Origin of the sequence: Streptomyces albus subsp. albus (assembly GCF_000725885.1) — a bacterium.
Classification (GTDB): Bacteria; Actinomycetota; Actinomycetes; order Streptomycetales; family Streptomycetaceae; genus Streptomyces; species Streptomyces albus.
The window spans coordinates 14,444-33,604 of the sequence record NZ_JODR01000036.1 but is presented as its reverse complement, the minus strand read 5'-3'; the positions used below and the strand labels follow the sequence as shown (position 1 = coordinate 33,604).

The window sequence follows — 19,161 nt, the reverse complement described above, 5'->3', positions numbered from 1 at the left end:
TCCCGTCGTCGTCAGGGTGCGGGCGGCGGGGCCGGGCCCCGGCCCGGCGCGGGGACACCCCGCCGCACCGCGCCCGGCCGGGGACGCGGAGTGCGACGGGCCGCGCGGGCGGAGGACGCCAGCCGCCACGGCACGCTGGTGACGGTCACCCCCGGGGCGAACAGCAGGCGGCTCTTGAGCCGGAGCGGGGACTGGTTGTGCAGCAGATTCTGCCACCAGTGGCCGACCACGTACTCCGGGATGACGACGCTGACCACGTCGCGCGGCCCGGTCCGCAGCGAGCGCACGTACGTCACCAGGGGCCGGGTGATCTCCCGGTAGGGGGACTCCAGCACCTTGAGGGGGATGTCGATGCCGGCCGCCAGCCACCGCCGGCGCAGCTCCTCCGTCTCCTGCGGGTCGACGGCGACGGTCACCGCCTCGACCTGGGAGGGGGTGAGCGCCATGGCGTAGGAGAGGGCGCGCAGCGTCGGCTTGTGCAGGGTGGAGACGGGCACGACGACGCGGATGCCGGAGGGCCGCACCAGTTCGGCCTCCGGGTCGTCGGTGGCCACTTCGGCGGCGGTGGCGTCGTAGTGGCGGCGGATCGCCCGCATCAGCAGCCACAGCAGTGCGGCGGCGGCCACGGCCAGCCAGGCGCCCTGGAGGAACTTGGTCAGCAGCACGATGACGAGCACCGCGCCGGTCACCACGGCCCCGGTGCCGTTGACGGCCCGCGCCACGTGGTGACGGCGCCGGCGGACCGGGTCCGTCTCCTGGCGCAGCAGCCGGTTCCAGTGCCGCACCATGCCGGTCTGGGACAGCGTGAAGGAGGTGAAGACGCCCAGGATGTACAGGTGGATGAGGCCGGTCACCGACGCCTTGAAGACCAGCAGCAGCACCGCGGCGACGAGGGCCAGCGCGACGATGCCGTTGGAGAGGGCCAGCCGGTCGCCCCGGGTGTGGAACTGGCGGGGCAGATAGCGGTGCCGGGCCAGGATGGAGGCGAGCAGCGGGAACCCGTTGAAGGCGGTGTTCGCGGCCAGGACGAGGATGAGGACCGCCGCGGCCTGCACGTAGTAGAAGCCGGCGCTGCCGTCGCCGAAGACCGCGGCGGCGACCTGGGCGATCACGGTGCGCTGCGGGCTGTCCTCGCAGGCGTGCGCCAGACCGGTCAGCCGGCACGGATCGTCGGTGATGTGCACACGGGAGATGAGCGCCAGTGCCGTGACCCCGCTGAAGAGGGTCACCGCGATCAGCCCCATGGCCATGAGGGTGAGCGCCGCGTTGCGCGAGTGCGGTCTGCGGAAGGCGGGCACCCCGTTGGAGATCGCCTCCACGCCGGTCAGCGCGCTGCTGCCGCTGGAGAAGGCGCGCAGGACGAGCATCAGCAGGGCGAGCCCGGTCAGATCGTGTTCGCCGGGAGCGGGCTCGATGCCGTAGCGGGCGCTCTCGGCGACCGGCGCGTCCCCCAGCAGCCAGCGCAGCAGCCCGGTGACGCACATGACGAGGATGCCGGCGATGAACAGATAGGTGGGCGCGGCGAACGCCTCCCCGGATTCGCGGACCCCGCGCAGGTTCGTCGCGGCGAGCAGCACCACGCAGCCCACCGCGAGCGGCACCCGGTAGTCGTGCAGGGCGGGGATCGCGGAGATGGCGTTGTCCACCCCGGACGCCACCGAGACGGCGACCGTCATGACGTAGTCGACCAGCAGCGAGGCGGCCACCACGAGCCCGGCCCGCGGCCCGAGGTTGGTGGAGACGACCTCGTAGGAGCCGCCCCCGCTGGGATAGGCGTACACCACCTGGCGGTAGGAGAGGACGACGAGCGTCAGCAGGCAGACGACGGCCAGCGCGATCCACTCGGTCAGATGGAGGAAGGCCAGGCCGCCGACGGTGAGCACCACCATCGTCTCCTGGGTGGCGTAGGCCACGGAGGAGAGCGGGTCCGAGGCGAACACCGGCAGCGCCAGCCGTTTGGGCAGCAGTGTGCCGTGCGCGCGTTCGCTCTCAAGCGCCCGGCCGACCAGCAACCGCTTGAGAACACTCAGCACATGAGCCACGAACGTCACTTTACGGGCATAAGGGTGCACGCCCGGGGAGCCTCCGCGACCGGCCGGCCCGCCCCCGCGCGGCCCCGGCCCGGCAGCCGCGCGGCCGGCGCGCGGCCGGGTGCTGACGCGGTGCCGGACGTGCCGGCGGGGCCGGGCCGGGCGCGGCCGGGCGTTGGCCGGGCGGGCGCGACCGGGCGGGGCGCACCCGGTGACGCGCGCGCCCCCGCCCTGTGCTCCGCGCCCGCTACCGGTCGCCCTCCCACAGCCCGGTTACGCGTGCCTCCGCGACGGCGCGGATCCGGGCGACGGCCTCCGCCTGCGGCAGCGGGCCGAACCGGCGGCCGTCCCGCAGCCGCAGCACCACCGCGCCGGAGGCGGCCTCCCGCTCCCCCACGACCGCCTGGTACGGAACGAGCCGGTCCTGACGCACACGCGCCCCCAGGCTGCCGCGTTCGGGCCCGGACACCCGCACCCGCAGCCCGGCGGCACGGCACCGCGCGGCGAACGCCTCCGCCCCGTCGGCCTGCGCCGCCGAGACCGCGCACACCACCACCTGGGCGGGGGCCAGCCACACCGGGAACGCACCGCCGTGCACCTCGATCAGCTGGGCGACGGCCCTCTCCACGCTGCCGATGACGGCACGGTGCACCATGACCGGCCGGTGCCCGGCCCCGTCCGGCCCGGTGTAGCGCAGACCGAACCGCTCCGGCTGGTGCAGATCGACCTGCACGGTGGACAGGGTCGCCTCCCGGCCCGCCGCGTCGGCGACCTGCACGTCGATCTTCGGCCCGTAGAACGCGGCCTCCCCCTCGGCCGCCTCGTGGGGCAGCCCCGCCTCCTCCAGCGCCCGCCGCAGCAGGGCGGTGGCGCGGCGCCACTTGTCCGGCGCCGCCACGTACTTGCCGCCCGGCCCGGGCAGCGAGAGCCGGTAGCGGGCCGCCTCGATGCCCAGCGCCCGGTAGGCGTCCCGGATCATCTCCAGCGCCGCCCGCGCCTCACCGGCCACCTGGTCGAGGGTGCAGAACAGGTGCGCGTCGTTGAGCTGGATGGCCCGTACCCGGGTCAGTCCGCCCAGCACTCCCGACAGTTCGGCGCGGAACATCGCCCCCAGTTCGGCCATGCGCAGCGGCAGTTCGCGGTAACTGCGGGCGCGGGAACGGAAGATGACGGCGTGGTGCGGGCACAGGCTGGGGCGCAGCAGGAGTTGTTCGCCGTCCGGCAGCACCATCGGGGGGAACATGTCGTCGGCGTAGTGGGACCAGTGGCCGGACAGCTCGTACAGCTCCCGTTTGCCGAGGACCGGCGAGTACACGTGCTGGTAGCCCGCGCGGCGTTCGGCGTCCCTGATGTACTCCTCCAGCGCGTGCCGGACGGCCGCACCGTCCGGCAGCCAGTACGGCAGGCCGGCCCCGATCAGCGGGTCGGTGTCGAACAGCTCCAGCCGGCGGCCGAGTCCGCGGTGGTCGTGCTGGGCGTCGCCCATGGTGGCTCCCTCGTGTCGGGGCCGGGCCGCTGCGCGGGGACGGTGCACACGACGAAGCCCCGGGCGGCTCGGCCCGGGGCTTCGTCGGTACGGTCACGTCGCTTGCGCAGTCACGTCCGCGTCGGTCGGCACGCCGGGTCGCTGTCCGGCGTCGTCGTCCCGAAGACGTGTACGGCGTGCTGCATGCCCCGAAGCTAGCACCCCGGCCGCCCACCGCTCCCGGGGTTTTCCCGAGAAACCCGTGTGACCTGCGCCGATGAGGGAGGGGACATACCTGTACAGGTCTCCTGGAGGGCTGGACGCCGGGCACCGGGACCCGGGTAGCATCGCTCGCCGCGCCGTCGGCGCGGGGTCGTACACGAGTGGGTGCGCACGCCCGGCACCCGCACTCGGCAACGGGGGATGACACATGTTCGGAATCGTCAGGCCATGCCGGCACCGCCTCTCCGAGGGGCTCAGGACCGAGTGGATGGCACACCTGTGCGGACTCTGTCTGGCCCTGCGCGGTGACCACGGCCAACTCGCGCGGATCGTCACCAACTACGACGGGCTGCTCGTCTCCGTGCTCACCGACGCCCAGACCGGTCGCGCCGGCGCCGCCCGCCGCACCGCCGGCCCCTGCCCGCTGCGCGGCATGCGGACGGCGACCGTCGCCCACGGGGAAGGTGCCCGGCTGGCCGCCTCGGTGTCGCTGGTGCTGGCCTCGGCCAAGATCCGGGACCACATAGCCGACCGGAACGGGCTGCTGCGCCGCCGTCCCGTCGCCGCCGCCGCCCGTCGGGTGGCGGCCGGCTGGGACCGGGCCGGTGCCCGCGCCGGCGGCTCGCTCGGCTTCGACACGGCCGTGCTGCTGGACGCCGTGGACCGCCAGACCGACGTGGAGCGGGCGGCCGGTGCGGGCACCCCGCTGACCGCCGTCACGGAGCCCACGGAGACCGCCACCGCCGCCGCCTTCGCGCACACCGCCGTGCTCGCGGGCAGGCCCGGCAACGCGGCGCCGCTGGCGGAGGCCGGACGCCTGTTCGGGCGGCTCGCCCATCTGCTGGACGCCGTCGAGGACCAGGAGAAGGACGCGGCCGAGGGCGCCTGGAACCCCCTGACGGCCACCGGCGCGACCCGCGCCGAGGCCCGCCGGCTGTGCGACGACGCCGTGCACGGCATCCGGCTCGCCCTGCGCGACGTGGACTTCGCGGACGCCCGGCTCGCGCACGTGCTGCTGGTGCACGAGTTGCCGCGCGCCGTTGACCGGGCGTTCGGCACCACGGCCTGCCCCCACGCGGGCCCGGCCGCCCACGGCGACGGCACCCCGCAGCAGCCCGGCCCGTATCCGGCGCCGCACCCGTACGGGACCCCCGGCCCCTACGCCGAGCCGCACCCCTACGGACAGCCGCCGCAGGGCCAACACCCGTACGGGGCACAGCAGTCCGGCCGCCCTCCGTACGGTCAGGCCCCGCAGGACCTCAACGGACCCCGCCGGCCGTACGCGGGGGACGGCTCGGTGCCGCCCGGCGGGGACGGCTGGGGCGGGGGCGGCCACGGCTGGGGCGGCGGGGGCGGCCGGGACGAGCACGGCGCGCCCCGGCCCGGCCGCAAGCCTCCGCGCGGTTTCCTGGCCGGCTGCGCCGCTTTCATCGGCCTGTGCTGCACCTGCCAACTGTGCTGTGCCAAGGAGTACGAGGGCCCCTGGTCCCGCAAGAAGCACGAGGGCGTGTGCCGCGACTGTTGCGACTGCTGTGACTGCTGCGACGGGTGCAGCTGTTGCGAACAGTGCAGTTGCTGCGACTGCGATTGCGGCTGCGACTGCTGAGCGGCACCGGCCCGTCCCGCGGACCCGCCCGGCCGGTTCGTCCGGTTCCCCGCGCCCGTCCCGGGAACCCGCGCCCGCAAGGGGACGCAGGGAGGTGCCATGGAGACATCGGTTCCCCGCGGGCGCGGGCTCAAGGCGGCCACGGCGCAGGCGACGGCAAGGGCAACGGCGAAGGCAGGAGCGACGGCAGCGGGTCAGCCACCCGGGACGGGGCACGGCCGGGCACCGTCGCCCGGGCAGGCACGGGCGGCAACGCAGGCGAAGGCCACCGTGCGGCCCGTGCTGGGCGGGGCGGCGCGGGCCGGGTTCGCGGCACGGGGCGTGCTCTATCTGCTGGTCGGCATGCTGGCGCTGAACGTCGCGTTCGGCGGCGGGAAGCACAGCGGCGGCCAGGCGGACAGGGGCGGCGCGCTGGAGCAGGTCGCCGGCCGGCCGTTCGGCTTCGTACTGCTGTGGGCGCTGGGGCTGGCGCTGGCCGGGATGGCGCTGTGGCGGCTCGCCGAGGCGGCGTGGGGTGTCAGCGAACCGGACGGCCACAAGGCGCGCAAACGGCTGCTGTCGGTGGGGCGAGGGCTCTTCTACGCGTTCGTCGCGTACTCCGTGCTGGCCTTCGCGGTCGGTGACCGGGGCAGCGGCAGCGGGGCCTCGGACAAGGAGTCGCAGGATGTGACGGCCCAGGTGCTGGGGCTGCCGGCGGGGCAGTGGGCGGCGGGCGCGGCCGGTGCCGCCGTACTGGTCACCGGCGTGGTGATGGCCTGGCGCGCGGCCCTGCGCACCTACCACGACCAGTTGTGCACGGAGCGGATGTCACGGCGGGTGCGGCGGCTGGTGGACCTCACGGGCGTCGCCGGCGGGGTGGCGCGCGGCCTGGTGTTCGCCGCGGCGGGCGGCTTCCTGGTGCGGGCCGCGCTCGCCTACCGGCCCCGGGCGGCCAAGGGCATGGACGACACCCTGCGCGCGTTCACCGAGACCCCGGCCGGACCCTGGCTGCTGGTGGCGGTCGCGGCGGGGCTCGCGCTCTTCGGCCTCTTCTCGTTCGCGGAGGCGCGCTGGCGCAGGACCTGAGCGGGGCGACGCGGAAGAACCGGCGCGGCGCTCACCGGCCGGCCCGGTCGGCGCGGCACTCACCGGCCGGTGCGGATACGGGAGGGCCCCGGAACGCCGGGACGTTCCGGGGCCCTCGCGCGGTTCGGGACCTCAGCCCAGGGTGGCCAGCGCCTCGTTGAAGGTCTTCGACGGACGCATCACCGCCGCCGCCTTCTCGGGCGACGGCTGGTAGTAGCCGCCGATGTCGGCGGGCGAGCCCTGGACGGCGAGCAGCTCCTCGACGATGGTCTGCTCCTGCTCGGCCAGCTTCGCGGCCAGCCCCTCGAACGCCTTGGCGAGCTCGGCGTCCTCGGTCTGCGCCGCCAGCTCCTGCGCCCAGTACAGGGCCAGGTAGAAGTGGCTGCCGCGGTTGTCGATGCCGCCGATGCGGCGGGTCGGGGACTTGTTCTCGTTCAGGAACGTGCCCGTGGCGCGGTCGAGGGTGTCGGCGAGGATCTGGGCGCGCGCGTTGCCCGTCTTCTGCGCCAGGTGCTCGAAGCTGACGGCCAGGGCCAGGAACTCGCCCAGGCTGTCCCAGCGCAGGTAGTTCTCCTTGACGAGCTGCTGGACGTGCTTGGGCGCGGAGCCGCCGGCCCCCGTCTCGAACAGCCCGCCGCCGTTGATCAGCGGCACGACGGAGAGCATCTTGGCGCTGGTGCCCAGCTCCAGGATCGGGAACAGGTCGGTGAGGTAGTCGCGCAGCACGTTGCCGGTGACGGAGATGGTGTTCTCGCCGCGGCGGATGCGCTCCAGCGAGAACTTCATCGCCTCGACGGGCGACATGATCTCGATCTGGAGGCCCTCGGTGTCGTGCAGCGGCAGGTACTCGCGGACCTTCGCGATGAGGTTCCGGTCGTGGGCGCGGGTCTCGTCCAGCCAGAAGACGGCCGGGTCGCCGGTGGCGCGGGCGCGGGTGACGGCCAGCTTGACCCAGTCCTGGATCGGCACGTCCTTGGTCTGGCACATCCGGAAGATGTCGCCCTCGCCGACGGCCTGCTCCAGCACCAGCTCGCCGGCGCCGTTGACGACGCGGACGGTGCCGGTCGCCGGGATCTCGAAGGTCTTGTCGTGGCTGCCGTACTCCTCGGCCTTCTGCGCCATCAGGCCGACGTTCGGGACGGAGCCCATGGTGGCCGGGTCGAAGGCGCCGTTGGCCTTGCAGTCGTCGATGACGACCTGGTAGATGCCCGCGTAGCTGCTGTCGGGGATGACCGCGAGGGTGTCCTGCTCCTGGTCGTCCTTGTTCCACATGTGACCCGAGGTGCGGATCATCGCGGGCATGGAGGCGTCCACGATGACGTCGCTGGGCACGTGCAGGTTGGTGATCCCGCGGTGCGAGTCGACCATCGCCAGGTCGGGGCCCTCGGTCAGCTCGCCTTCGAAAGACGCCTTGATCTTGTCGCCGTCCGGCAGCGACTCCAGACCCTTGAGGATGCCGCCCAGACCGTCGTTCGGGGTCAGACCGGCGGCGGCCAGCTGGTCGCCGTAGGTGGCGAAGGTGCGCGGGAAGAAGGCGCGCACGACGTGGCCGAAGATGATCGGGTCGGAGACCTTCATCATCGTCGCCTTCAGGTGCACGGAGAACAGCACACCCTCGGACTTGGCCCGCTCGACCTGGGCGGTCAGGAACTCGCGCAGGGCCGCCACCCGCATCACGGAGGCGTCCACGACCTCACCGGCCTTGACCGGCACCGACTCGCGCAGCACCGTCGTGGAGCCGTCGTCGCCGTGCAGCTCGATGCGCAGGGAGTCGTCCTCGGCCAGCACGACCGACTTCTCCGTGGAACGGAAGTCGTCGCCGTCCATGTGGGCGACGTTCGTCTTGGAGGTGGCCTTCCACTCGCCCATGCGGTGCGGGTTCGCCTTGGCGTAGTTCTTCACCGAGGCGGGCGCGCGGCGGTCGGAGTTGCCCTCGCGCAGGACCGGGTTGACGGCGCTGCCCTTGACCTTGTCGTAGCGGGCGCGGATCTCCCGCTCCTCGTCGGTCTTGGGGTCGTCCGGGTAGTCCGGCAGCGCGTAGCCCTGCTCCTGCAGCTCGGCGATGGCGGCCTTGAGCTGCGGGATCGACGCCGAGATGTTCGGCAGCTTGATGATGTTGGCCTCGGGCGTCCTGGCCAGCTCGCCGAGCTGTGCGAGGGCGTCCTCGATGCGCTGGTCCTCCGCCAGGCGCTCGGGGAAGCTGGCGATGATCCGGCCGGCCAGGGAGATGTCGCGGGTCTCGACGGCGACCCCGGCCGTGGAGGCGTAGGCCTCGACCACGGGCAGGAACGAATACGTCGCCAGGGCCGGGGCCTCGTCAGTGTGCGTATAGATGATGGTCGAGTCAGTCACCGCTACTCCGCTTCGCGTCTGCGCGTCTCGCGTTTACATCGTCTCGATATCAAGATATCCCGTGGCCCACGGTACGGGGACAGCGGGCCGCACATGTGCCGTACCCGGCGCGGAAGCGGCCGGGCACGCGCCCGCGGGCCGACGGTGCCGCCCCGTGACCGCCGGGTGCTCTCCGTGCCCGAGGAGCAGCACCCCGGACCGGGTCACCGCTCGTACGGCGTCTCGCGGACCCGGCCGCCCGTACGGACGGTGCTGCTCAGCACGGGGGCGTCGAACACCTCCGGTGCGACCACCGCGGGCGGCAGCAGCCCGCCCATGCCGAACTGCGCCGAGAGCACGAACAGGTCCTGCGCCGCCTGCTGCTCGTCGCGGAACAGCACACTGCGCACGGCCGACAGCGGTACGGGACCGGTCAGCTGGACCTCCGCCTGGTCGTCGGTGGGCCACCAGTCCGGGTGGCGGGGGCCGCGGGTGCGGGGGAGCCGGCCCGGCACGGACGGCGCGAACAGCGCGCGGAACCCGGCCGGCCCCGGGCGGGCTCCCGCACTGCGGTCCCGCGCCGAGTTGTACGGCACGAACAGCGCGTCCGGCCTGGCCAGCAGGTCCATGTCCAAGGTCAGCACCACCCAGCCGCGGAAGAGCCGGTCGCGGGCGGCGGCCTGGCGCAAGTACCACACGTTCGGGTACTCGATGCTGAGGAAGAGGCGGCCCTCCGCCCCGTCGAGGCGCAGGAGGTCGGCGGGCCGGTGGGCGTCCCCGTTCCGGCGCAGGTCCCGGGCGGGGCTGATACGGCCGGTCTCCAGGATGCCGGGCAGATTGGCCGACCTGGTCAGATGGCACAGCCGTGTGATGCCCCGGCGGCGGGCCTCGGCCACCACGGCCTCACCGTCGCCGGGTCCGGCACCACCGGCCGGACGGCCCACGCCCTCTGCCGGACGACCCGCACCACCGGCCTGACGACCCGCACCACCGGCCTGACGGCCCGCACCACCGGCCTGACGACCCGCACCGTCAGCCGGACGACCCGCACCACCGGCCGGACGGCCCGCACCACCGGCCGCCCTCTCCGTCATCCGCCCACTCACACCGTCCCCCTCTCGTCCGCCCGGACCCCGTCCCCGCACACCTCGTCCACCCGCGCATTTCGCGCAGCCGCACCCCTCGCCCACCCCGCGCACTTCGCCCAGCCGCACGCCGCCCACCCGCGCGGTCGTCCGCCCGCTCATGCCGCCGCCATCTCGTGGAGGAGGCCCGACGTCTCGTCGGGGAGCAGGTCGGTGAGCCGCCCGGAGTGCAACAGGAGCAGTTCCGTACGGGCGCGGGTGAGCGCCACGTACAGTTCCCGGGCCTGCCGTGCCCGCGCTTCCTCGACGCCGTGGGCCGCCACCATGCCGGGGCGCGGCAGCAGGGCGGCGTCGCAAAGCGGAAGGATGACGGAGTCGAATTCGAGGCCCTTGGCGGCGGAGTACGTGCCGTAACAGAGCAGCGGACCGTCCGTCCAGCCCTCCAGTTTCGCGTCCAGCCTGCGGACGGTGACCGTGCCGCCGCAGGACAGCAGCGGCACCAGCCGGTCCTCGTGCTCGCGGGTGGGCATCAGCACGGCCACCCGTTTGCGAGCGCCGTACTGGGCGAGGGCCGCGCGGGCGGCCAGCCGGAGCTGCCCGGCCTCGTCGTCGGCCCGCAGGACCATGGGACGCGGCCCGGACCCGGCGGATGCCGGCCCCGGCCGCCGCGGCTCGACCATCTCGACCTCGTCACGGAAGTGCGGCATCCGGGACGCGGCGTGCGCGAGCGCGGCTATCGGCTCACTGTTGCGGTAGTTCTCCTCGAACCGCACCGGCCCCTCGGGGACGTGCAGTCCGAGGGAGCGCCACGACATGCGGCTGCCGTATATCTGCTGCGCGTAGTCGGCGAAGAACGTGAGGGACCCGTCGTCGGGGACGGCGGCGGCCAGGCTGCGGATCATCTCGGGCGTGAAGTCCTGCCCCTCGTCGACGACGATGTGCCGGCAGGGGCGCGGCCGGTCGTCCTCCGCGAGGCGGCGGCGCACGGCACCGGCCAGATCGTCCCAGTCGTACTGCCAGCGCGGGGCGCGCAGCCGCAGATACTCCTCGTGCACGTCGAACACCGCCTCCCGGTCCTCGGCGGCCAGGGGCCTGCCGCGGCCCAGCCGGCGGGTGCGCGCCGACACGTACGTCTCCCGGTCCGTGATGCCGTGGCCCGCCATCCAGCGCAGCTCGTCCGTGAAGAAGTCGACCGGCCGGGACAGCACACCGCCCGTGGTCCGCCGCCGCTCCCGCACGTGCCCCAGCGCCGTCCCGACCAGCCGCGGCTTGACGGGGCAGACGTTGACGGCCGTACCGGTGCTCTCGCGCAGATACTGGCAGGCGAACTGGTGGTACGTGGTGATCCGCACCCCCTGCGGGCCACCTCCCACGACGCTGCGCAGATGGTTGGCCAGCGCCCTGTTGAAGGTGACGAGCAGGGTCGGCCCCCCGATGCCGGGCGCGTGAGCGAGGAAGTGTGCGCGGTGCAGCGCCATCGTCGACTTCCCGCTGCCCGCGGTGCCCAGCACGACACAGTGCCCCTCGGCCCGCAGATAGACGACGTCCCGCTGATGCCCCTTCGGCTCGGGCAGCGGCAGCCGGCCCGGCGTACGCGACGCGGCCGACGGCGCAGGTGCCGGCGCGGGAGCCGTACCGGGCGGCGCGGAAAACGGCGTACCGGACGGCATTTGGCGGGCCTGCTGCCGGGAGCCGGGTGACGCGCCCACGCGGGCGTAATGGGCGGGGAAGCACGGCACGCAGGCGGCCCTCCCCTGGGCCAGCGCGTCGGTGAGCGCGACCCGCCGCGCGTCGTGGGTGTCCCATCCCTGCCGACGGGCCCGGGACTGCCCCCGTAACAGGTCACGGCAGTCGGGGGACCGGTGGAAGACCAGCCCCCCGACCGTCACGTACACCTGCCCCGGCAGCCCCCGCGACGGCGGCTTGCACTCGCCGCACTGCCCCACCACCAGTCCGTGCGCGCACCGCTCCTCACCCATGAAGCAATGCTCCGTGCAGGGGACCGGCCCCACAAGAGGTGATCACCATTGGCCGGCCGCCTGTCCCGGCACGGGCGCCTTCCGCAGGCGGCGCAGCACTTCCTCGCCCTGCGGCACACCGATGTCGCACAGCACTTGCGCGGCGTGTACCCCGACGATGCCCCGTTCGTCCTCGCTCAGGTCCCGCAGGAGACCGGCCAGGGACCGTTCCCAACTGTCCTCGTCGGTGTCCGCGCCGACGCCGGCGCCGCCGTTCACACCGCTGTCGGCACCGCTGTCGGCACCACGGAGTACGTCCCGGTGCGCGACCGTCCACTCCAGCACCTCACGGGCCTGGTCCGGCTGGTGCAGGAGCCACAGAGCCGCCAGGCCGACGGGCCCGTCGGCGATCACGGCCCGGTAGAAGCGGTACGCCTCCCGGTGCGCCTCGCCCCAGGCCGCGGGCAGCGTGGACACCGGCCCCTGCTCGTCGCCGTCGGGTACATCAGACGGCGCCTCACGCAGCGAGTAGGCGATGCCCTGCGGCAGAAAGTGTTCCTGCCCGTACGGGCTGAGCGGGGCGGTCCCGAGCGGCGGCGGAGGCTGCATGGGCACGTCCTGCCGGCCGGGTTCCACGCCGCCCTGTGCCGCGATGTGGGAGGCGATCAACGGGGGCGCGCCGCCCTCGGTGACCTGGTGGCGGACCACCGATGCCGGATCGCAGACCCGCCAGTCGACCAGGTAGCGGCGCAGTGTGCCGGCGGCCGGCACACCGTGGCCGAGGCTGACGTCGACCCAGCTCGTGCGCGGGGCCAGGGAGACCCAGAAGGCCTGCGGGAACGCTCCCTTCCACACGCGTGCCAGAGTCGGCCGGGGGTAGCCCCAGGTCTCGCGCTCCCAGGTCGGCTCCACATGGGGACTGCCGTGCTCGGTGAAGAGCACCAGGACTCGGCCGGCGCCGCTTCCCAGCCTCAGCTTGAGCAGGCCCCACGTGACACAGGAGGCCGGTGTGACCAGTGGTTCCGTCATGACACATTCCCTTCCGGCGCGGCGGACGGCCGCATCCGATACCGGGCGAGGAGGTAGCGCACGACGCCCCGGTTGCCGTGCGCCGTCTTCGACAGGGCGGGGAAGAAGGAGTCGAACGCCGCACGGCGGCGGAGCGCCGGGTCGTTCTCGATGTCCGCCATCCCCCTGGCGACCGCGTCGTGCGCGGCCGGGTCCCCCAGTGCGGCCACGACCAGCTCCATGCCCTGCTGCGGGTGGTCGCCCAGCACGTCGGCCAGGCGGATCTTCCGGCGTCCCGGCTGGTGGGGACCGGGAAAGGTCGTCAGGGCGAGGGACTCCACCACGTGAACCGCGTAACTGTGCCGCAGGCTGCCGTCGGGCTCTTCCAGCCACCGCACCACCTGCCCGACGACCATGCCCTGGTTGGTCTTCTCGCCGAGAAGCACCCCGAGGGCGAACGAGACCGCGTTGCGCAGCCTCGCCCGGTCCCCGGCGTCGCCGGGCGGTTCTCCGCCGAGCACGGTGTCCAGCAGCTTGAGGGCGGCAGCGGGACGGGACAGGCCCAGGCTGCCCGCGCATGTCTCCGCGACCGTGCAGCGGATGTTGACGTTGCGCAGAGAGCTCCAGTACCGCAGGTGGTCGTGTGCGGCTCCGGCGAGCGTGGGATGCTGGCCCACCTCCCCCAGCGCGTAGGCCGCCAGCCGCCGCTGCCACCTGCTGTCGGAGGTGGCGAACGGCCACAGCAGCCGCAGTGCGCCGGGCCCGGTGGCGGCCGTCAGCACCCGGCCGATCGCCCGGCCGGCGGCCAGGTCGACTCCCGGCTGGTAGGGCAGGGCCCGCAGCGCCTCCCACAGCACGTCGAGCATGCCCTCGTGCTCCAGGCACAGCCGCCGCAGCAGCGTGTCCGCGCGGTGCCGGCCCCGGAACGCGACCTGCTGGGTCACATAGCGGTAGCGGTACGCCGAGGTGACGCGCGGCGGCAGGAGTTCGGCGCCCACTGCCGCCAGCCGCCGCTCGAACGGCGTGCCGAGGAAGTCCGGTTGTCCGCTGTCGTCCGTCGTGGAGGCCGCCCCTGCCGCGCGCGCCGCGATCGCCGGCCGGATGCTCGCGGCGAACGACGCGACGACGGTGCGGTCCTGGCGCTCCAGCAGGGCGACGGCGGCCAGCAGGGCGAGCCGGTCGGCGTTGTTCCGCGCACCTTCGAGCGTGGCACCGGCCGAGCGTTCGTCCCCGAGCCGCAGATTCTCCAGAGCGGTCACGGCCGGCCGGCCTGCCACCGCCGCGTCACCCAGTTCCTCGGCCAGCGCGACGGCGACGGGGACAGTCGCTCCCACGAGATGTTCGCCTGGTTCCGGATCGGCCAGCCGTTCCAGGCACTCGGCGAGCTGTGCGGACGTCAGCGCGCCGTCCGCGGCCCTCACGCGGAGCCGGGCCGCCGCCACCTCACGCAGGGCGGGCGCCTTGTGCGCCACCCGCCAGGCGTCGGCGTCCTGGGGCAGCCGCACATCGGCGCCGACAGTCACCACCAGCCATGCCCCGGCCTCGGCCAGACGGCCGGAGAGCGTCATGAGGCCGGCCTCGCCCAGGGCGTCGGCCGCGCGTTGGGTGAGCCCCTGGAGGAGGTAGCCGCGGGCTTCCTTCGGCGACCATTCGGCGGGGTTCTCCCCGGGGTCGAGCCCGACGACGCCGCCGCAGCCGTACTGCTGGGCCAGCAGCGCGAAGGCCGTCGTCGTCGCGCCCGAGCCGGCCGGTGCCTGGAGCAGCAGGAGCCCGCGGCCCAGCACCTTGCGGCACTCGGGGTGCGACGGGGACTCGACGAAGCCGCGCAGCTTTCTGGCGACCTCCTCCTCCGGGTAGGGGCCCTCACGGAAGCCGGGCGGCAGGACGCGTTCGGTGACGAGTTCGTCCCGGGAACCGGGACCCGTGAAGACCAGCAGGTCCCGGCCGACCCCGCCCATGACGGCGAAGCCGCTGCCGACCCGCTGGGTGTTGCCCTCATAGGCAGCCGCCGCGGGAATGGCGTCCGCCGCGGGCGGGGCGTCCGCCGAGGGTGGGGCGTCCGCCTGCGGCGCGGTGTCCGGCGGCGCGTTCAATTGCGGCCTCCCGCGCCACCGACGTGCTTGTCCCCCGACACGTTGTCCCCGCCGCCCCAGTGCTGGTTGCCGGCCCGGTAGGTGTTGGCTCCCCCGGTGTAGCTGAAGTCCCCGCCGATGTTGCCCATCACCGCGGCCCCCTCGCCGACGTGCTGGGTGTTGCCCCGGTGGGCGGGAGACGCCGCCGGCTCGTCGGGGCCGGGACCGTCCGGGGTGTTCTGCTCCTGCTGTTGTTCGACGGGCGGAAGGATGCCGCCGGCCAGAAGATTCGCCGACGGAGAGGGGATGTGGAGCCAGGCCCGGCGGCTGAAGGACTTGCCGGGGACCGAGGCGGAGACCTCGATGCAGCTATCGGGGTGCAGTCCGGTGTACGCCCCCAGCACCACGTCCTCGTAGACCCGGTCGGAGATCACCGCGGCCACATGGGTCGTCTCGGGGCTGGCGGCTGCCAGGACGGCCTTGACGGGACGCGAGTCGAGCAGCCGGTGGGTGTCGTTGCGCGGAGTCCCGTTGCCGTCGTTCGGTTCCCCGGAGTCCGGCAGCGGTCCGACGTGCACGCTGGCGCGCAGCCGGATGCGGGGGCCGAGGGTCTGCCGGTTGTAGGCACCCAGTACCTCGTCCAGGACACCGAGGAACGGACACAGGACGAAGGGGAGGTGCGCGGGGTCGAAGCCGAACACGATCCCGTCGCCCGTGTTGGCGGGGAAACTCTTGGCGTCCTTCACCGCGTGCAGACCGGCCCGGTCGAGGGCCTGGTCGACCAGGTCGGGAATCAGCCGGCTCACCGGGCCGTGCTGGACTGCGGGCAGTCCGGTGAAGTCCTTCGCGTCCACCGCGAACAGCCCCCGGTAGGGCGGCAGAAGACGGCTCTCGGCGTACGGGACGGGCGTGGCTGCGGTCATGCGTCCTCCTTCGGTCCTGGACGGCACCGTGCGGTACCGCCGGCCCGGCGCAGCGGGTGCGAAGCGCTCGGGCCGGCTCCAGACTCGGGGAGTGCCGAGGAGGCCAATGCCCACCGCTGGGCACTTGAGGAGTGGCGCCCGTCACATGGGCGCGGATCAGGCCGGGGCCGCCAGGGACCGCAGGGCCTCCAGATCCGTGAGAGTGATCGCTTTGCGCGCGGTCTGCACGACACCGGTTTCCCGGAGTTCCTGGAGCCCGGTGCCGACCGCGTTACGGCTGACACCGATGGCCTGGGCGATCTCCTCCTGCGTCAGCCCGGTGAGCCGGATGGGGCCGAGAGTGTCACCGGGCGCGGCCAGTTCCGCGAGCCGCAGCAGCGAACGTGCCAGCCGGACCGGCAGCGGAAGGGTGAGCAGTTCACTGCGGTGCAGATCCGATTCGAGCAACCGGTCGAGCGTCTGACGCATCAGGTCCAGCACGAGACCGCGCTCCTCGACGAATCTGCGGAAGCGCTGCGCCTCCAGCACCACGGTGGTGCAGGAGGTCAAGGCCACCACGTCGGCCGTCCGTGTCGTGCCGTTGAAGAGCGACACCTCGCCCAGCAGGCTTCCCGGACCGCGGAAGGCCAGCCAGGTGGTGGCGCCGCCGGGCTCGCGGGTCACCACCTTCGCGAGCCCGTGGGTGAGGGCGAGCACATGGGTGCCCTCGTCCCCCTGCCGCAGCATCAGACTGCGTTCACGGAACCTGCGGACCCTCCCCTGGCGGGTCAGTTCGCACCACACTTCGTCGGACAGCAACGCGTCGCCTCCCCGGAGCCGTTCCGCGGGCCGGGCCGCCGGGCAGCGGCCGGCCGGCGGACGAACACAGCAGTACGGACGAACACTGCCCCCGCGTGGCGGGTCCGCAACGGCCTGTGCAACCGGAAGCTGTTGCCGACTGCCGTCAGGCGGCCGGTACCGGTCGGCACCGGCCGCCGTGCCGTACCGCGCAGAGGGGGATGCGCGCGGGAGGGACCGTCGGGCGCGGCGGCCTCAGACGGCCGGGGCCGGGGACGGGAACGTCGGGTACTCCGCCCCGGACACGTACTGCACCACGCGGATGACCTGGCACGAGTAGCCGAACTCGTTGTCGTACCAGAGGTAGAGGATCGCATTGTCGCCCTCCACCTTCGTGGCGCCGGCGTCCACGATCGAGGCGTGGCGGGAGCCGATGAAGTCGCTGGAGACCGCGTCGGGGGCGCTGATGAAGTCGATCTGGCGCTTGAGCGGCGAGGTGAGGGAGACGTCGCGGAGGTAGTCGAGGACCTCCTCGCGGTCGGTCTCGCGCGCGAGTTGCAGATTCAGGATGGCGATCGAGACGTCCGGCACCGGGACCCGGATGGAGCTGCCGGTGATCTTCGCCTTGAGGTCGGGCAGCGCCTTGGCCACGGCGGACGCCGCACCGGTCTCGGTGATGACCATGTTGAGCGGCGCGGAACGACCGCGGCGTTCCGACTTGTGGTAGTTGTCCAGCAGGTTCTGGTCGTTCGTGAACGAGTGGACGGTCTCCACGTGACCGCGCAGCACGCCGTACTCGTCCGCCATCGCCTTCAGCGGCGGAACGATCGCGTTCGTGGTGCAGGACGCGCAGGAGATGATCCGCTCGTCCGGCTTGAGCATGTCGTGGTTGACGCCGTGCACGATGTTGGGGACGTCACCCTTGCCCGGCGCGGTCAGCACGACCTTGTCGATACCGGGCCGCAGATGCTGGGACAGCCCCTCGCGGTCCCGCCACTTGCCGGTGTTGTCGATGAGGACGGCGTCCTTGATGCCGTACGCGGTGTAGTCCACCGTGGTGGGGTCGTCCGCGTAGATGACCTGGATCTCGTTGCCGTTGGCGACGATCCTGCTGTTCGCCTCGTCCACGGTGATCGTGCCCTGGAACTGGCCGTGGATGGAGTCGCGGCGCAGCAGCGAGGCCCGCTTGACGAGGTCCTGGCCGGCGCCGTTCCCCCGCACGACGATGGCCCGCAGCCGCAGACCGTTGCCCGAACCGGCCTTCTCGATGAGCAGCCGGGCCAGCAGACGTCCGATCCGGCCGAAGCCGTAGAGGACCACGTCCCGCGACGCACGGCGCTCGATCTTGTTCGCGCCCGTCGCCCCGGCAACGGCCTCCGCGGTGAACTCGGCCACCGACAGGCCGCGTCCGTCGGCCTTGTATGTCGCGGCGAGCATGCCGATGTCGATCTGGGACGGCCCCAGGTCGAGGGCGGTCAGCGCCTGGAGGAACGGCATCGTCTCGGTGACCGACAGCTCCGCGCCGGCGATCTGCCGGGCGAACCGGTGCGTCTTGAGGATGCTGACGACCGACTTGTTCACCAGGGAGCGGCTGTGCAGCAGGACGGTGACGTCCCGCTCGCGGTGCAGCTTCCCGATGATCGGGATCATCGACTCCGCTATCTCTTCGCGGAGCTTCCAGTTGGTGAACGCGTCGTCATTGACAGTCACGGCACTTATCTTTCGAGCTAGGCGGCGCTCATATGTTAAACCATGGGCACCGCTGCTGCTCCGGGGCCCTGTTCGGGATGCCCGGAGCCCGCCACGGGGCGGGAGCGAGCTGCGTACGCGCCCCGCGCGCGGGCCGGCCGAAACGCTGTGGACAGCCCCCGCCTGCCCGGGGGAATGTGAGGCCCCACCACATCCACCTCACCCCGCACCACGGCTCTCCGGGCGCCGGTCCCGGTGTCCGGCCCCGGAAGGCACCAGCCCGGGTGCCCGCAAGGGACCAGACTCCGGAGCCGGGAGGAAGAACCAGGCTCCGTACCCGAGAGGCACCAGCCCAGGTGCCCGGAAGAACCGTCCCGGTGCCCGAAAGGAACCACTCCGTGACCCACCCGCCGGCCGACCGCTCCAGTCCCCTGCCAGCAGCCCGCACCGCCACGGCGCTGCCGGCCGCGGCCGTCATCGTCCACGACCAGGACACCGACCGCGTACTGCTCCTCCGGCGCAGCCCCGGCGCCGCCTTCGCACCCGGCCGGTGGGACCTGCCCACCGGCAAGAGCGAGCCCGGCGAACCCGTCACCGCGACGGCGGCGCGGGAACTGCGCGAGGAGACGGGCCTCACCGTCCGCCCGGCGGACCTCCGCCCCGTCCACCTCGTCCACGGCGCGTACGGCACGCCAGCCGCCGGCGCCCCCGACAGCTTCCTGACCGTCGTCTTCGCCGCCGACGCCTGGTCCGGCGAGCCGGAGAACCGCGAGCCGCACAAGCACGCGCGGCTGGACTGGGTGCCCACCGGCGCCCTCCCCGACGACCTGGTGCCCAGCACCGCCACCGCCCTCCACCGCTACCTGACCGGCGGGCCCGCCATCTCGCTGCGCGGCTGGGAGGGCCACGACCTGACGGACGGCCCGGCGC

General features: G+C 73.3%; 12 protein-coding genes and 1 pseudogene. 3 read left to right on the top strand and 10 right to left on the bottom strand.

The genetic code is table 11. The annotated features are described in order from the left end of the window. Window positions 1–11: 11 nt before the first annotated feature. Complete coding sequence (locus tag IO40_RS0130235) at window positions 12–2,042, bottom strand: APC family permease (protein WP_031176528.1); 2,031 nt, start codon at window positions 2,040–2,042, stop codon at window positions 12–14. A 235-nt stretch (window positions 2,043–2,277) separates the two neighbouring features. After that, the gene (thrS, locus tag IO40_RS0130230; protein ID WP_031176527.1) at window positions 2,278–3,516 is read right to left on the bottom strand and encodes a threonine--tRNA ligase; all 1,239 of its coding nucleotides are present in this window, start codon (window positions 3,514–3,516) and stop codon (window positions 2,278–2,280) included. Window positions 3,517–3,925: 409 nt separating this feature from the next. Here thrS and IO40_RS0130225 point away from each other — a divergent pair, with 409 nt between their 5' ends. After that, a complete protein-coding gene (locus IO40_RS0130225) occupies window positions 3,926–5,323 on the top strand; it encodes a DUF5685 family protein (RefSeq protein WP_031176526.1) in 1,398 nt (465 codons plus the stop codon). 99 nt (window positions 5,324–5,422) lie between these two features. Further along, window positions 5,423–6,388 carry a DUF1206 domain-containing protein gene (locus IO40_RS0130220; RefSeq protein ID WP_016468576.1) on the top strand — a complete coding sequence of 322 codons (966 nt, stop codon included), beginning with the start codon at window positions 5,423–5,425 and terminating at the stop codon, window positions 6,386–6,388. A 132-nt stretch (window positions 6,389–6,520) separates the two neighbouring features. On the opposite strand, the gene IO40_RS0130215 is transcribed toward IO40_RS0130220, so the two are convergent. The 8 genes from IO40_RS0130215 to IO40_RS0130175 all read right to left on the bottom strand — a co-directional run bounded on the left by IO40_RS0130215 (window position 6,521) and on the right by IO40_RS0130175 (window position 18,252). Then, a complete protein-coding gene (locus IO40_RS0130215) occupies window positions 6,521–8,740 on the bottom strand; it encodes an NADP-dependent isocitrate dehydrogenase (protein WP_016468577.1) in 2,220 nt (739 codons plus the stop codon). A 203-nt stretch (window positions 8,741–8,943) separates the two neighbouring features. Further along, a complete protein-coding gene (locus IO40_RS0130210; protein WP_030409261.1) occupies window positions 8,944–9,618 on the bottom strand; it encodes a DarT ssDNA thymidine ADP-ribosyltransferase family protein in 675 nt (224 codons plus the stop codon). A gap of 344 nt (window positions 9,619–9,962) precedes the next feature. After that, window positions 9,963–11,783 (bottom strand): UvrD-helicase domain-containing protein, encoded by a 1,821-nt coding sequence (locus IO40_RS0130200; protein WP_031176524.1) that lies wholly within the window; start codon window positions 11,781–11,783, stop codon window positions 9,963–9,965. Between the two features lie 42 nt (window positions 11,784–11,825). Then, on the bottom strand, window positions 11,826–12,791 hold the full coding sequence (locus IO40_RS0130195; RefSeq protein WP_016468580.1) for a hypothetical protein: 966 nt from the start codon (window positions 12,789–12,791) through the stop codon (window positions 11,826–11,828). Further along, window positions 12,788–14,863 carry a hypothetical protein gene (locus tag IO40_RS0130190; RefSeq protein WP_031176522.1) on the bottom strand — a complete coding sequence of 692 codons (2,076 nt, stop codon included), beginning with the start codon at window positions 14,861–14,863 and terminating at the stop codon, window positions 12,788–12,790. Before IO40_RS0130190 ends, IO40_RS0130195 begins: the two co-directional genes overlap by 4 nt. After that, on the bottom strand, window positions 14,860–15,765 hold the full coding sequence (locus tag IO40_RS0130185) for a hypothetical protein (RefSeq protein ID WP_016468582.1): 906 nt from the start codon (window positions 15,763–15,765) through the stop codon (window positions 14,860–14,862). Before IO40_RS0130185 ends, IO40_RS0130190 begins: the two co-directional genes overlap by 4 nt. Before the next feature lie 156 nt (window positions 15,766–15,921). Continuing rightward, window positions 15,922–16,563, bottom strand: a complete 642-nt coding sequence (locus IO40_RS0130180) for a Crp/Fnr family transcriptional regulator (protein ID WP_016468583.1) — start codon at window positions 16,561–16,563, stop codon at window positions 15,922–15,924. A 234-nt stretch (window positions 16,564–16,797) separates the two neighbouring features. Then, window positions 16,798–18,252 (bottom strand): glyceraldehyde-3-phosphate dehydrogenase, encoded by a 1,455-nt coding sequence (locus tag IO40_RS0130175; protein ID WP_016468584.1) that lies wholly within the window; start codon window positions 18,250–18,252, stop codon window positions 16,798–16,800. Between the two features lie 32 nt (window positions 18,253–18,284). On the opposite strand from IO40_RS0130175, the pseudogene IO40_RS39975 reads away from it, so the two are divergent. Beyond that, window positions 18,285–19,073 (top strand): annotated as a pseudogene (locus IO40_RS39975) (NUDIX domain-containing protein); the annotation flags it as partial. Window positions 19,074–19,161: the final 88 nt, after the last annotated feature.

What these genes read in the sequence shown, in the direction of transcription:
- thrS (WP_031176527.1), bottom strand. Translation starts at nt 3,516, where the DNA reads ATGGGCGACGCCCAGCACGACCACCGCGGACTCGGCCGCCGGCTGGAG.
- IO40_RS0130225 (WP_031176526.1), top strand. Translation starts at nt 3,926, where the DNA reads ATGTTCGGAATCGTCAGGCCATGCCGGCACCGCCTCTCCGAGGGGCTC.
- IO40_RS0130220 (WP_016468576.1), top strand. Translation starts at nt 5,423, where the DNA reads ATGGAGACATCGGTTCCCCGCGGGCGCGGGCTCAAGGCGGCCACGGCG.
- IO40_RS0130200 (WP_031176524.1), bottom strand. Translation starts at nt 11,783, where the DNA reads ATGGGTGAGGAGCGGTGCGCGCACGGACTGGTGGTGGGGCAGTGCGGC.
- IO40_RS0130195 (WP_016468580.1), bottom strand. Translation starts at nt 12,791, where the DNA reads ATGACGGAACCACTGGTCACACCGGCCTCCTGTGTCACGTGGGGCCTG.
- IO40_RS0130185 (WP_016468582.1), bottom strand. Translation starts at nt 15,765, where the DNA reads ATGACCGCAGCCACGCCCGTCCCGTACGCCGAGAGCCGTCTTCTGCCG.